Source organism: Phragmitibacter flavus (genome assembly GCF_005780165.1).
GTDB lineage: Bacteria > Verrucomicrobiota > Verrucomicrobiia > Verrucomicrobiales > Verrucomicrobiaceae > Phragmitibacter > Phragmitibacter flavus.
Window position 1 is genome coordinate 1 of sequence record NZ_VAUV01000018.1, and the last position, 14595, is coordinate 14595.

Sequence of the window (14595 nt, forward strand, 5' to 3'; positions counted from 1 at the left end):
ACGGGCTCCTTGCATTCCGAGCCCGCCGAAGCAATGATGACCCCCTAACCACGGTGTCACACCTAATGAGTCAACGACACCCTCTTTCCTACACCTCCCCGGTGTCATTTACTTTTGAGGCAACAAGATCGTCACTGTCCATCCGTAAATGCTCATACCCATCAGCCACTTGTCTCTCAACATGCCCTCCCTTTTCGATCCGCTCACCATCGGCGACCTCACCCTTCCCAACCGCATCATCATGGCACCGCTCACGCGCAGCCGGGCAGGCAAGGAACGCATCCCCAATGAATTGATGGCCGAATATTATGTCCAGCGCTCGTCCGCCGGACTCATCCTCACCGAAGCCACCTCCGTCACTCCCATGGGAGTCGGATATGCCGATACTCCTGGGATCTGGTCCGAAGAGCAAGTTGCTGGCTGGACCAAAATCACCAGCGCCGTCCACGCCGCCGGAGGTCGCATCTTCCTGCAACTCTGGCACGTCGGCCGCATCTCCGATCCGCTCTTCCTCAACGGCGAAACGCCCGTCGCTCCCAGCGCGGTCCGCCCCGCAGGTCACGTCAGCCTCGTGCGTCCCGAAAAACCTTTCGTCACCCCACGCGCCCTCGACCTCGAAGAAATTCCCGGTGTCATTGAAGCTTATCGCAAAGGTGCCGAAAACGCCAAACTCGCCGGCTTTGATGGCGTCGAAATCCATGGTGCCAACGGTTACCTTCTCGACCAGTTCCTGCAGGACAAAACCAATCAGCGCACGGATGAATACGGCGGTCCCATCGAAAACCGCGCCCGCCTCATGCTCGAAGTCACCGACGCTTGCATCAGCGTCTGGGGTGCCGATCGTGTGGGCATGCACCTCGCTCCACGTGGTGACGCCCATGACATGGGCGATTCCGACCCTCTCGCCACCTTCACCTATCTCGCCACCGAGCTCGGCAAACGTCGCATCGCCTTCATCTGCGCCCGCGAATCCCAAGGCGACGGACGCATTGGACCCGCGATCAAACAAGCCTTCGGCGGACCCTACATCGCCAACCAGGGCCTCGACCAAACCACCGCCCAGGCACTCCTCGACAACGGCGAAGCCGACGCCGCAGCCTTCGGCGTCTTGTTCATCGCCAACCCCGATCTCCCCGCCCGCTTCGCTGCCGACACTGAACTCAACACCCCCGATCCCACCACCTTCTACGCCCCGGGCCCCAAAGGTTACACCGACTACTCGTCACTCACCGCTGCGTAAGTTTTCAAAGGTCAAGCTCACTGCTCCGGCTGCAACATGTCCAGGCTCGACGGTCTCATCCGTCCGCCACCCAGCGATGGCTTGTTGTTGCCCAAGGTAAACACGGGGATGTTCTTCAACTCCAGACCGAACGCCTTGTTCGCTTCCGAGAACTGCTGCATCCTTTCCAAATCCTCCATGTCGGGCGTCGCCGTGGTGAACAATGGCAAAACCGGGGTCCCATTCTCGCGCTTTTTGTATTTGGTTTTGCGATGCTCCACCAACAACAAACCGCCCACCTGACCACCCGGACGCTCGCCCACCACAATGTCGATCTTCGCCGGACCCGTGAGCCGCACCCATTTCCCCGCATAACATTTGCCATTCAAAATGTTCATGCCTCCAAACGACTGCCTCACCTCATCGTCCCTTTTCTCTTCGCCGAGATTCACCAGATCGTCCCGTGAAGCATCCAGCACCGGTTTGCCATCAATGTAGACCGCCAGCATGTCATCGAAGTAACCCACAAAACGCCATTCACCCAACTCCGGCGGCGTAATCTGACCCGAATAATGCACCAGCCAGCCCCGCGGCTGCACATGTTGGTCCACCGCAAACGCCTTCGGACCCTCCTCCGCCTTCATCAGCGGCACGCCCAAAAACGTAAAGCTCATCTGCTCCGGCGCGCGGAAATAATCCTTCATCTCATTCGCGTCGAATTTGTTCTTCGCAAACGCCTTCACGATTTGGAAATACCCGTTCGCATCGTAGCTCAGCGGCTTCCCCTTCCGGTCCTGTTTCAGATCATAAAACACCCCCGGCAACCCGTCTCCACCCAGATTCCCAAAAAACGTCCGCGCCAGAAAACCCTTCACATTCCCCGTTCCGATTCCGGCCCCGAGCCCGCCACCCGCTCCAGCGCCACCAAATGCACCGCTGCTCATCGAACGCGAACCCATCAAGCTCGTCATCACCGGAATGTCGACGCTGTCCATCGGCAATTCGTCCGGCAAATGGATCGACGAAGTCAACGAGTTGCTCACGATCCTCCGAATCATTGCATTCTGCGGCTTCACCTGAACGACCTCGTTCACTTCCCGACTCGCCTCCTCTGCACCCTTGCTCTCCCCACCCGGCAGAAAATCCACCTTGTTTTCCGTCACCACCGTCTCCACCACAAAATAACTCGCCACCAACAAGCCGGCATGAATCATCAAGCTGACCATGAATGATCCGCCTCCGACCTTGTTCCAGTATTGCGAGAGTCTGCTGGGCTTTTTCTCTGCATAAGAAGTCCCCTCCTGCGTCATCATCGGAACATTTGTCGGAGCCGGTTGCACCAACATCGGAACCGGCATTGCGGTCGTGGGTTCAGTCGTTGGCAAAGTCATCGGCACCGGCTGCGATGCCGACAAACTTTGCACCCGCACCGTCACCGGTTTTGGAATTTTGGATGAAGCGTCAGAAGGTCGGTCGGCGTGTTCCATGGTAATCAAAACGTAAAGGCTTGAGATGCCTTAGGACCAATTTTGAAATGGCGTCTCAATTCAATTCGATCGGATTCTACCCAAGCTCCTCGATCCACGTCGATTCAAATCCGCCCGATGGCCACATTCAATCTTTTCCACTGGTGATGTATTCTCACCACCCCCTTGATCTTGCCACCCCCATAGAGTCTGATTGGATGAACTTCTGCCCACCGCAACACGCCGCATGCGCCCTCTGCTCCGACTCCTCATCTCGATGCTTCCCATCAGCGTCATGGCAAATCCTCCGCCCCACTCCTGGCAATCGCTCCCGCCTATTCCTGACCCCATCGGCTTTGCCGCTCCCTTCGCCGGCACCCACAACAAAGTCCTCATCGTCGCGGGCGGTGCCAACTTCCCAGAAAAATCTCCCTGGCAGGGCGGCACCAAAATCTGGCACGACCGCGCGTTCATCCTCGAAAAGCCCGACGCCCAATGGCGAACAGATTTTCACCTCCCTCGTCCCCTGGCTTACGGGGTCTCCATCAGCACTCCCCGAGGCATCGTCTGCATCGGTGGCAGCGATGATCAACAACACTTCCGCGACGTCTTCCTCCTTCAATGGCTAGACGGGAAACTTCTCACCCAACCCCTGCCGTCGCTTCCTCAAACCTGCGCCAACGCCTGCGGAGCCGCCATCGGCAATACCCTCTTCGTCGCCGGAGGCCAGACAACCCCCGCCTCCACATCCGCCCTTCACACCTTCTGGTCACTTGACCTCACCTCGCCCAATCCCACCTGGCAAACCCTCGAACCCTGGCCCGGTCCCGCCCGCATCCTCGCCACCGCCGCCGCCCACGAGGGTTTCTTTTATCTCTTCAGCGGTGCCGACCTCACCCCCGGTCCCGATGGCAAAGCTCAACGCACCTGGCTGAATGATGCCTACCGTTATCACCCGGACCAAGGATGGAAAAAACTCTCCGCCCTCCCCCGGCCCGCCGTCGCCGCCCCATCTCCCGCACCGCTCCTCAACCCCACTTCGATTGCCGTCCTCGGCGGAGATGACGGAGCGCAACTCCATGTCGCCCCCACCGCGCACCAAGGTTTCCCCAAAACACCCCTCGTCTACGACATCCCCACCAACCTCTGGCGCGAAGCCCCCGCCCTGCCTTTCTCCCTCGTCACCACCACGGTTGTCACCTGGCAAAACCTTTTCGTCATCCCCGGAGGCGAAGCCAAACCCGGCATCCGCTCCACCGAAGTCTGGTCCCTCCCCTTGTCACAGCCTTAACCCTCATTCTTTATCCTGTAGCCCTTATCCTTTATCCTATATCCTTTTATGAAAATCACCGGCCTCGTCGCCGCCACCCACACCCCTTTCCATCCAGACGGATCGCTCAATCTCGCCATCGTCGAAACCCAGGCCGCCCACCTCCTCAAAACCGGCGTCCGTCATGCCTTCATTGGCGGCACCACCGGCGAAAGTTCCTCCCTCACCCTCGAAGAACGCCAGGCCATCGCCGTTCGTTGGATGGAAGTTACCCGGGGCAGCGACCTTCGCGTTATCGTCCACGTCGGCACCAACAGCCTTCACGACGCCGCCACGCTCGCCCAACAAGCCCAATCCCTCGGTGCCTTCGCCACCAGCGCCGTGGCTCCCAGCTACTTCAAACCTGCCACAGTCTCCGCCCTCGTCAGCAGCATGGCTTTCATCGCCGCTGCCGCACCCGACCTGCCATTCTACTACTACGAAATCCCCACCATGACCGGCTTGGCGATCTCCCCCTCCGCCTTCCTCACCGCTGCCCACGATCAGATCCCCAACCTCGCAGGGCTGAAATTCACCAGCAGCAACCTCATGGAATACCAGCTCTGCACGCACGCCCAACAAGGCATCTTCGACATCCCCTTCGGCTTCGACGAAATGCTCCTTGCTTCACTCGCCCTGGGTGCCCGTGGTGCCGTCGGATCCAGCTTCAACTTCGCCGCTCCGATCTATCTCAACGTCATGGATGCCTACCATCGCGGCGATCTCGAATCCGCCCGAGCCCATCAATTCCGCTCCGTCCAGCTCATCCAAATCCTCGCCTCTTATGGCTACATGGCCGCCGCCAAAGCCACCATGAAAATGCTCGGAGTCGATGTCGGCCCTCCCCGTCTCCCCACCGAACTCCTCACTCCCGAACGCGTCACTACCCTTCAACGCGAACTCGACCAACTCGGCTTCTTCGACTGGGTCAAAGTCAGTTAGTTCGTCACTACTGCACCGCATAATCTTCCGCCTTGAAACAGTCGCGGGTCGCATACTTGCTCATGAACCGCAGCAACCCCCGACTATACGCCCGCGTCGTCAATCCCCCCGCCGCCATCCCGGCAATGTGACGCGACATGTGCTTTTGCATCATCATGCTAAACTTGCCAGGATACCTCTCCGAAAACTGCATCCCACTTTTGAACAACGCAAAGATGCGACCGTCATAAAAGTAATCGATCAGATCCTGCCAGGCCACCAGCTCGTTGCGGAACCAGTCGATATACTCCCCCGCCTTTGACTCCCAGTCCCCGCCCTGAATGATCACATCCGCCAGCCTTTCCGCTGACACCATCGCCATGCACAATCCCGGAGACAGCATCGGGTCGACAAACCCAAACGAGTCCCCCACCGCCGTCCAGTTCCGTCCATGACCTCGATGCGATATCAACTGATAGTTCGCATAGGTCGTCACCGGCGAAATCCGCACCCGATCACGACAGGTCGAAATCAAAACCGGCGACTCCTCAATGATCCGCTCCAGCTGTTCCTCCGGCGTGTCTCCATACTTCTTCGCATGCTCCTTGTTGATCACCACCCCCACCGACACCTTGCCCGGCAATGGAATCCTCCATCCCCATCCATGCTTCAGCCTTGAAATCAACGTCTGCCCCGACGGCGGCGGCATCACGCAACCCTCATAATGCGCAAAGTGCGACACATCCTTGCGCAACCCCACATCCGCACCGATCCCCAGCAGCTTCGCAAAAAGACGCCGACGCCCACTCGCGTCGATCAACAAATCCGGCTGCCTCCCACCCCATTCCGGCACCAGCGCCAACGTCTCCGCCGATAACTCCGGCGCCCCGTCCACCAACTCCAATTTTGCGGACACCTTCACAAACTTAGCGCCAGCCTCCAGCGCCGTGTCAGTGATCAACTGGTCAAACTCACGCCTCGGCACATTATACGCATAAGTCGGCAACACCCCTTCAATGGCATCAAACGACAACAGCAACGCTTCCTCATCACTCAAAGACCAGGTTACCCCCGGTTTGTAAGTTCCCAAAGCCGCCACCTTCTCCTCAATTCCCAGCCTGCGAAACACCGTCACCAACAGTGGTATCAGTGACTCCCCCACCACCATCTCCGGGCGTTTTTCATCGTCAAAAATCACCGCCTCCATCCCCGCCCTCGCCAGCAAACACGCCAGGGTGCAACCTGCCGGTCCCGACCCAACAATAGCAATCCGTCGTTTCGAATTCACTGCAACCATTTCAAATTTTCGCTGCAAAGCCGTCAAAGGCAAGGCCCGTAACCGGATCATCCCAAATCAACAGGCTGAATCATCACACCGCCAAAACCGGAACTGATGCTGCCGCCGCTTCACGCACACTCAGCCAGGCCGTCTTCGCCAGACTGTCAGGAATATCTACATCGGCAAAAGCCACCACCTGCCCTTTCGAAATCGAGTGCTTCAGTTGTGCCTTCTTCAAAAGCCCCAAAGCCACGGCATCAGGCGTTTCGGCAATCGTCACCGCCTCGCCCCGCAAATCCATGCCCCCGATGGCCGTGTCAATCACATGACCTGCTGGAAGATCGCGCTTCGCCACCGCCACTACATGCACGGTCGGACGGCTTCCATTGTTCAACAAGATCGGCTCGCCTCGCAAAATCCGCCTGATCGTGCGCGGCACCTCCAAATGACACAGATGATAAGGCCGCAGCAACGTATAATACGGCCCGTCACCCAACTTCAAATACCGCAACACCTCAGGTCGTTCCGTCGGATGCTCACCCACGATGAACACCCCCGGTGCCAGCTTCCCGTTCAATACATAATCGCTGATCGGTCCCCCGAACTCCTTCGCCTTCGCGCCAAGAAAAGAGCCCGCCGCCTCCAACTCCATATTCTGAGGCCCAATCATCGCTCTTTGATAAATTCCCGCGCCCAAGCCATTCGCCACCAGCGCCTGCTCAAACTGCATCTTCGTTCCATCGGTGAAACTCACCACCTGCGAGCGGCTGATCCCATTTTTCTCCGCCCAGAAATCCATCTCCGCATCCTTCGGATCATGATTCAGAAAACCCTTCATGTTGCCATAAACGAGCGGCTTGAAACCCATTTGCACCACCTCCTCATGCAAAAGTGCCAATGCCCCAGGCTGATCCCCCTCCGCCTCCGTCAGAATCCCCCGGTCCGCAAAATACGACCCCACCGTCACATGAAACTCCGTCGCCATCGTCACCACCGGCAAACCGCGCAACTGCGCCGCATTCACCACCTCGCTGCCATGCACAATATCCCCGCTGCACTCCACCACCAGATCGCAACTGGAGAGAAACTCCTCAAGCGAATTGGTCAATCCATACTCCGCCATGCTGCCCACGCTATCCACCGGCCGACGCGTCAACACCCGGGTCAAGAGCAAATCTGGCGACGATCTCAACGCCAGGCACAAACCCATCGCGATGAATCCCGTCCCAACAATGCCAATTCTTGCCTTCTCGACATCAAGGTAACGGTGGTGATCTGCTGGCCGACTATGCATATGGGTTAACCATTTATGTATAGCCTCATCCCCGCATGGAAAGCAATTCATTCTCAGCAGTAAATCTTCGCCTCATATCCCCCAAGGCGAAGCCTATAAGCCCCCACGTCGACGACGCCAAACCATGCCCACCACTCCCGCGAGCAACAAAATCACCCTCGAAGGCTCCGGCACCACCGACACCCTCACATAAAATCCATCGTCATCCGCGAACGTCGTCCACATCAGCCCATCCCCCAGAGTCGGCATCGAAGCCAGCGTCGGCACCCCCACCGCCCGGTTCGCCGCCGTCACCCCGCTCCAGTCGATCAGCATCCACGTGTCGTTCTCATTCCAGGTCCAGGCCCCCAACGCCGTCACGTCCAAAGAACTTCCCACCAACGACACCGAACTGCTGCTGAACAACCTCAACACATCGTTTTCTCCCAGCGGATCACTCACGCCCGCGCCGTCGTTCGCAAACAAATCAAACTGCAAGCGCCCGGCCAGATTGATCGCCACATTGGTCAGCCCCCCCACCGCATCATTCCCCAACACCAGATCCTGGGCCAATCCGCCCGTCACCCCGTGCGTGTTCCCCACCATCAAGAACGTCCCCGCCGACAACGTGATGCTCGCCGCCTCGCCACCGGTGATGCTCCCCGTCCCGCCCAGTTTCGCCCCCGAATTCGCCAGCGTCAGCACATTCCCAAATCCCGTCGCCGAACCAGTCGTGTTTCCCGCCAACAGCGTCCCTGCCTCCACCCGTGTCGGCCCGGTGTAAGTATTCGAATTGGTTAAACTCAAGATCCCATTGCCCCTCTTCGTCAGTCCCGAAACCTGGCCTGCCTGCTGCGAAATCACCCCCGCCAGTTCCGCCGAATCGCCCCCCACCCCTTGGTTCACCGTAAAATTCCGCTGACTGCCATTGGAGTTCAGATTGATCGCGTTCACCACCGTCACCTTGCTATCCGCCGTCGCCGATCCAAAAATGAAATCATTGCCGAAAATATGCAGCGATGTGTTAAGCGCACTCTGCGCCCCCGACCCACCAAAATTGACCGTTAAATCCCCGCCCCTCGCCGCAAATCCACCATTCTGCCCGCCCCCCTGACCCGCCGCTGGCGTTGCACTGTTGCTGAACCCTCTGATGAACGAACCATTCCCCTGCAAAACCCCATTGCCGTTGAGATAAAGCCCCCCGCCGCCCAGTGCCCCGGAACTGATCGTCCCCACATCCAACACCCCGCCCAACACCGACGTCATCCCGGTATTCAAATTCGTTCCCGTCAGCGTCAACGTGCCCGGCCCCCGCTTCGTCAACGCCCCCGTCGTCGCCGTGCTGCTGCCGCTCACGGTGAGATTCGTCGCCGCATTGGTCACCTCAATCGTCCCAGTCGTTCCGGCGTTGATCACAAAATTCCGATCCGTCGACGCCGTCGCCCCCGTGTATTGAATCCCCCCGCCCGCAAACACCCAATTCGTCGCCGCATTGCTCGAAGCCCCCAAATTCCCCACCACCCCGCCATCCCCAATCGTCGCCACACTTACCAGTCCGCCACCAAGACTCACCCCACCCGTGAACGTATTCTGCGCCGACAAAATCAGCAATCCCGTCCCCAGCTTGTTGATCCCCGACGGCGAAAATCCCGCCCCGCCATTCGACACCACCCCACGCAACTCCGCCGAATCCCCACCCGCCCCCCCCGTCACCGTAAAATTCCGCTTCCCGTTGCTGTTGATGCTGATCGGATTCAGCACCACCACCTTGCTGTCCGCCGTCGCCGAACCAAAACGGAAATCATTCCCAAAAATGTATCCCGACCCGTTCAATGCAATCTGCGCCGACGCCCCGCCAAAATTCAGCACCAGCTCCCCACCCCGCGCTGCAAACCCGCCATTCTGACCCGCCACCTGCCCCGCACCAGGATTGGCGCTGCTGCTGAACGCCCGCGTAAACGTCCCATTCCCCTGCAAAATCCCGTTCCCATTGATCAATAATCCACCGCTACCCAACGCCCCCGTGCTGATCGTGCCCACATCCAGCACGCCCTCAAGAATCGTCGTCAATCCCGTGTAACCGCTCGCCACCGGGGCCAGCGTCAGCGTCCCGTTCCCCGTCTTTGTCAGCGCCGATTCTCCATCGGCGTGATTCAAGATCCCCCCCGTAAACACCACATTGCCCACCGCCGCATTTACCACCAAATCCCTCGCCGCACCGATCGTCACCGGCCCGCCAATCGTCAATGCACCCGCTCCCACATTCATCAACCCGTTCACCTGCAAAGCCCCTGTCAAACCCGCCGCCGACGCTCCCGTATACCGGATCGTGTTCACCGAAGCATCCGCCACCAGCGCCCCACCCGCCGCCAGATCGTAATTCACCGTCCCCGTCACATCAATCATGTCTGCCGCAGTCGCCGCCGCCACGCCCGACAAGCCCACCACATTTCCCCCGCTCAACGTCGCATAACGAGTCGCCGCCCCCGTGCCGTGACTCGCCCACGCCCCGATGATCCCCGAACTCAGCGAAATATTCGACGTCGTCACCGTGCCACTCCCCCGCACGTTCAACACCGATCCTGCCGACCGCGTGAAAACACCCGTTCCCAAGGTCAACACTCTCCCGGTCCCCACATTCCACACTTGCTGACTCCCTTTCAACATCGTCAGCCCGGACAGAATCGACAAATTCGGCCCGACCGCACTCATGTTGATCCCGCCAGAACTCAGCGTCAGCGTGTGAATCCCGCCAATCGTGACATCACCGCCCGGAGCCACAATCTCAATCCCCAACCATGTCCGGTCGGCACCCAACAAAACTGAATTCGCCCCCGTCACCGCACTCGTCCACCGCGCCGAATCAAACACCCCCGGCACCGCTCCCGACCAGCTCGAAGCCAGATTGAGATTGTCCGCGTTGTTCGCCTTGTCCACCGCCGACACCTGCATTGACAACGACCATAACAACCCAGCCATCACCAAAACCGCCACTCTGTCGCGCAGAAAAAGAATAGAGCTGAACATAAGCGTCATGATTGAAAAACGGAAAATCGAACCTTCGAAAAAAATCCTAGCACCGCCTTCCCCCATCCGTCATTCAACTATCGCCACCCAATCTTTCAGATTTTGCGTCGCTTTCGAAACTCTCCCGGCGTCATCCCTGACCGACGCTTAAATGCCTCAGCCATGTATTGCGGATGCTCAAATCCCGCCCTCTCGGCAATCGCCGCCAAGGTCAAATCCGACTGCGCCAGCAGATTTTCCACCAGCCTGAATTTGACCCGGTTGATCTCCTCCCCCGGCGACCTTCCCAGCACCGACATCATTCTTCGCTCCAGCACGCTTCTCGACAAACACGCCGCCCTCGCCACCTCTTTCACCCCGATCCCCTCCGCCGCATGCTCACGGATGAAAAACAACGCCCTGGCCAGCTGCTCATCCTCCACCGCCACGATTTCCGAAGACTGCCGCACCACAATGTCCCCCGTCGGCAATCCTACTGACATCCGCGGCGCCTCTTTTTTCCCCGACTTCATCCACTCCGCCAGCAACTCCGCCGCCGCAAACCCCACTGCCTGACCGCGAAACTGCACACTCGACAACGGTGGCCACGCCGTCTCGCACAAGGTCGAATCATTCTCCGCCCCCACCACCGCCACCTGCTCCGGCACCAAAATCCCCGCCCTCCGCGCCGCATCCAGCAGCCAAAACCCCAATTGATCGCTGCAAGCAAACACCCCCACCGGTTTCTCCAACGCCACTAGCCAGTCCGCCAGCGCCCGCTGATGCTCATCCCACGTCATTTCCCGCGACGGAGAAAACGCCTCAAACACCGGACACCCAAACCCCTCCTCGTTCACCACCTCCACAAAACGCTCCATCCGCTCCAAAAAATACCGCTCCGACGGATCCAGATAACCAGCAAACCGCTGAAAACCCCGACTCCGCAAATGCCCCGCCACCCGCTCCCCCATCTGCCGGTTGTCCATTCCCACAAAAGGAAACCCATGCTTCAAACTCGTTGTGCGCAGTTCCACTACCGGCAATCCCGTCGCCTCCAGCTGTGACAACATCTCCGCACTCCCCGACCTTGCCAAAATCCCGTCCCCCGACCACCCCTCCAGCCACTTCGGAAACTGCGACATCAAATCCCGCGGCTCAAGAAACAGCGACCACGGCCCATGCTCCGTCGCATACCGACGAATCCCCTGCACAATGTCACGACCATAACTCCGCGACGTATCCACCAGCACCGCGATCTGTGGAATCTTCTCCCTCGCCATCCGCCACCCTCACCCCACAATCTCAACGCTGCAACTTCCCACTCGCCGTCTTCGGCAACTCCGCCACCATCGTATATCGCATCGGCACCTTGTATCCCGAAAGCTCCTTCCGACACCATCCCATCAACTCCGCCGATCTCGGGGGACTCGCCCCCTCCTCCGGCACCACCTCCGCCGCCGGCACCGCACCGAACGTGGCATGCGCCATCGCCGACACCCGTGCCTCTTTCACCGCCGGATGTCCACAAAGCACCGCCTCCACCTCCTCGGGAAAACACTTCATCCCTCCCACATTGATCACCGACTTCGTCCTTCCAACCAAATAAATCGCCCCATCCGCATCCCTCTTTGCCAAATCCCCCGTTGCAAACCACCCGTCCTTTAAAACTTCCTCACGCAACATCCAAGGTGACAAATACGCATCAAACATCCCCGGCCCACGCAAACCCAACTCCCCAACGCCCTCAATCCCTGCATTGGCAATCATCACCTCAAACCCCGCCTGCGGACGTCCCACCGACTCCGGCTTCTCCAGTGGCTCCTCCCCATTCAACAACGGCAATCCCACCTCAATGATCCCCATCCCCTGACACAACGGCACCCCATACCGCCCATAAAAATCCTTCGCCACCTGCTCCGACAACGCCGCCGCCGTCGCCACCGCCAACCTCAAAGACTCCACCCGCTCCCCCTCTGCCAGTCCCGCCAGCAGCGCAAAATGGAACGGCGATCCATACAACACCGTCCCCCGCTCCGCCTTCAAGGTCCGATACACATCCGCCCCCAGGTGCGAATCCTCTAAGACCGTCGTCGCGCCATGCAGCAGATAGAGCACGATCGACACCGCAAAATGATGCGCCATCGGCAGCGTCCAGATCACCCGATCCCCCGGACCAATCCCCAGCTTCTGATTGCACGCCCGCACCCGCGCCAACAGCGTCTCATGCGACAACACCACCCCCTTGCGATTCCCCGTCGTCCCACTGCTGAAACGGATCAACGCCGGATTCAACTTCGCCAACTCCCCCTCATCAAAGTCCAAACGCCCCTCTCCCCGCAATCCCGACACCAACAACCCCGGCATCCCGTCCAGCAACAATTCCCTCTTCACTCCTCCCTCACCCGCCCAATCCTTCCCACCCGCACACAGCACCACATCCAACCCCGTCGTCCTCACCAGCGACTCCCGCTCCGGTCCACTCAACTCGCCTGCCACCGGCACCAGCACCCCGCCCGCCCGCAACACCGCCAGCGACCACACCACATGATGCACCCCGTTCGGACAAAACAACCCGACCCGCTGCGCCCCATCCTTCCCCAGCAAACCCGCTGCTTCGCTCACCTTCGCCTCCAACTCCCCAAAACTCACCCCCACACCACCTGCCACCAATGCCGTGGCCGACCGATCACACCCCGCAAAAATCTCATCAACAATATTGATCATCCTTCTAAAAAATCCGGCTTCCCCCTCTTGTCCACCATCAAATCCTCGACCGCCAACATCACGATCTTTGATTGAATGCCTCAATCTCCACGACACCCTTCTCCGCCCACATCGCCGCCGCCCATCCCGCCGCCTGCCCCGACGCCAAACAAGTCCCCATCACCCGCACCGAAGCCAGCGCCTCATGCGAAGCCGACAAACAACGCCCCGCCGCAAACAGCGACTCAAACTTCGCACTCCTCAAACTCCGCAATGGAATCTCCCCGACCGACCCCGCCTTCGCAAACAACCACCTCGGCCCCGTCGCTTTCTCCCGCAACTCCACCGGCCAAGCCACCCGCGCAATTCCATCTTCAAATCGCCGTCCCTCCAGCACATCCTCCACCCTCAATTCATAAACGCCTTCCATTCTCCGACTCTCCCTCACCCCTGCTCGAGTCGGCCACGCCGCCACCCCGCACCCCTCAAACCCCGACTGTTTCCGCTTTAACCAATCCACCAAAATCCCCACCGATCTGCGTCCCAGCTGTTCCATCTTCGTAAGCATCGTCGCGTCCAGTGGATCATACGCCTCCCCCCCAGCCGCCAGATCCATCGTCAAAAAACATTCCCCAACGTTCGCCCCCGCACGCACTCCCGCGCCCAAAACTTCCTTCGGCAATTCACCCGATCTTACCCCAAACGCAATTCCGTGCGCCAGCCGCAGCCTGCCCGCTTCATCCAAAACCCCTTGATCCACCCCAGCAAGCTTCACCACATAAGCCGGCCTCTGCAACCGTGCCCCCTCCACCTGCCGCCAAGGTGCCCCGGCCATGGAAACCAACACCGCATCCCCCGTCGCATCCACCATCGCTTGCGCCCTCACCTTCACCTCCTGCCCCCGCGAAATTGCCGCCACTTCCCATCCGCCATCATCCCCCTCCACGCCCGTCATCTCCGCATGCAAAAGCACCGTTAAATTTTCGCATTCCTCCACCATTTCGTCCGCCAACAACGCCAGCGCCCAAGGATCATGCAACAACACCTGCACCTTCCCCATGTGCACCGGCCCCCGCGCCCCACCCATTGCCAAAAGCCGCTGCGCCACCTCCATCGGAATCCCGGGATTCGCCGGCTCAACCACCTCATCCTCCCGCACCACATACAACCCGCAAATCGTATGCACCAAAGCCGCCGTCCCCATGCCTCCGAGGAATCCATTTCTCTCCAACAACACCACTCGCGCGCCCACTCGCGACGCCGCAATCGCCACCGCCATCCCTGCACTCCCACCCCCAGCCACCAGGACATCACATTCAAACAAACTCATTCCCAAAACCTACACAATCGCGGCTTTGACGACACCTGAAAATCTTCCGTGCCTCCGTGTATTGCGAGGAGCCCTTTGGAGTGCGCTGC

10 protein-coding genes are annotated in these 14595 nt (G+C 59.4%); 3 read left to right on the forward strand and 7 right to left on the reverse strand.

Going from position 1 to position 14595, the window contains the following annotated elements:
* Nucleotides 1-181: 181 nt before the first annotated feature.
* Complete coding sequence (locus FEM03_RS20340) at nt 182-1240, forward strand: alkene reductase (RefSeq protein ID WP_138088147.1); 1059 nt, start codon at nt 182-184, stop codon at nt 1238-1240.
* A 17-nt stretch (nt 1241-1257) separates the two neighbouring features.
* Here the strand turns inward: FEM03_RS20340 and FEM03_RS20345 are convergent, their stop codons facing one another.
* Entirely contained in the window at nt 1258-2706 is a 1449-nt protein-coding gene (locus tag FEM03_RS20345; RefSeq protein ID WP_138088148.1) for a PA14 domain-containing protein, read from the reverse strand.
* 226 nt (nt 2707-2932) lie between these two features.
* Here FEM03_RS20345 and FEM03_RS20350 point away from each other — a divergent pair, with 226 nt between their 5' ends.
* The gene (locus FEM03_RS20350; protein ID WP_138088149.1) at nt 2933-3976 is read left to right on the forward strand and encodes a galactose oxidase; all 1044 of its coding nucleotides are present in this window, start codon (nt 2933-2935) and stop codon (nt 3974-3976) included.
* A gap of 48 nt (nt 3977-4024) precedes the next feature.
* Entirely contained in the window at nt 4025-4936 is a 912-nt protein-coding gene (locus FEM03_RS20355; protein WP_138088150.1) for a dihydrodipicolinate synthase family protein, read from the forward strand.
* Nucleotides 4937-4943: 7 nt separating this feature from the next.
* On the opposite strand, the gene FEM03_RS20360 is transcribed toward FEM03_RS20355, so the two are convergent.
* The 6 genes from FEM03_RS20360 to FEM03_RS20385 all read right to left on the reverse strand — a co-directional run bounded on the left by FEM03_RS20360 (nt 4944) and on the right by FEM03_RS20385 (nt 14506).
* Nucleotides 4944-6203 (reverse strand): NAD(P)/FAD-dependent oxidoreductase, encoded by a 1260-nt coding sequence (locus FEM03_RS20360; protein WP_166443029.1) that lies wholly within the window; start codon nt 6201-6203, stop codon nt 4944-4946.
* A gap of 82 nt (nt 6204-6285) precedes the next feature.
* The gene (locus FEM03_RS20365; RefSeq protein WP_240772857.1) at nt 6286-7488 is read right to left on the reverse strand and encodes an NAD(P)-dependent oxidoreductase; all 1203 of its coding nucleotides are present in this window, start codon (nt 7486-7488) and stop codon (nt 6286-6288) included.
* A 93-nt stretch (nt 7489-7581) separates the two neighbouring features.
* A complete protein-coding gene (locus FEM03_RS20370; RefSeq protein ID WP_166443030.1) occupies nt 7582-10494 on the reverse strand; it encodes an autotransporter-associated beta strand repeat-containing protein in 2913 nt (970 codons plus the stop codon).
* A 95-nt stretch (nt 10495-10589) separates the two neighbouring features.
* A complete protein-coding gene (locus FEM03_RS20375; protein WP_138088153.1) occupies nt 10590-11753 on the reverse strand; it encodes a DNA-binding transcriptional regulator in 1164 nt (387 codons plus the stop codon).
* 22 nt (nt 11754-11775) lie between these two features.
* The gene (locus tag FEM03_RS20380) at nt 11776-13197 is read right to left on the reverse strand and encodes a class I adenylate-forming enzyme family protein (protein WP_138088154.1); all 1422 of its coding nucleotides are present in this window, start codon (nt 13195-13197) and stop codon (nt 11776-11778) included.
* Nucleotides 13198-13255: 58 nt separating this feature from the next.
* Nucleotides 13256-14506 (reverse strand): FAD-dependent oxidoreductase, encoded by a 1251-nt coding sequence (locus FEM03_RS20385; protein ID WP_138088155.1) that lies wholly within the window; start codon nt 14504-14506, stop codon nt 13256-13258.
* Nucleotides 14507-14595: the final 89 nt, after the last annotated feature.

Excerpts from the sequence above, each read along its gene's own strand:
- FEM03_RS20340 (WP_138088147.1), top strand. The coding sequence starts at position 182 with ATGCCCTCCCTTTTCGATCCGCTCACCATCGGCGACCTCACCCTTCCC.
- FEM03_RS20345 (WP_138088148.1), bottom strand. The coding sequence starts at position 2,706 with ATGGAACACGCCGACCGACCTTCTGACGCTTCATCCAAAATTCCAAAA.
- FEM03_RS20350 (WP_138088149.1), top strand. The coding sequence starts at position 2,933 with ATGCGCCCTCTGCTCCGACTCCTCATCTCGATGCTTCCCATCAGCGTC.
- FEM03_RS20355 (WP_138088150.1), top strand. The coding sequence starts at position 4,025 with ATGAAAATCACCGGCCTCGTCGCCGCCACCCACACCCCTTTCCATCCA.
- FEM03_RS20365 (WP_240772857.1), bottom strand. The coding sequence starts at position 7,488 with ATGCATAGTCGGCCAGCAGATCACCACCGTTACCTTGATGTCGAGAAG.
- FEM03_RS20370 (WP_166443030.1), bottom strand. The coding sequence starts at position 10,494 with ATGTTCAGCTCTATTCTTTTTCTGCGCGACAGAGTGGCGGTTTTGGTG.
- FEM03_RS20375 (WP_138088153.1), bottom strand. The coding sequence starts at position 11,753 with ATGGCGAGGGAGAAGATTCCACAGATCGCGGTGCTGGTGGATACGTCG.
- FEM03_RS20380 (WP_138088154.1), bottom strand. The coding sequence starts at position 13,197 with ATGATCAATATTGTTGATGAGATTTTTGCGGGGTGTGATCGGTCGGCC.
- FEM03_RS20385 (WP_138088155.1), bottom strand. The coding sequence starts at position 14,506 with ATGAGTTTGTTTGAATGTGATGTCCTGGTGGCTGGGGGTGGGAGTGCA.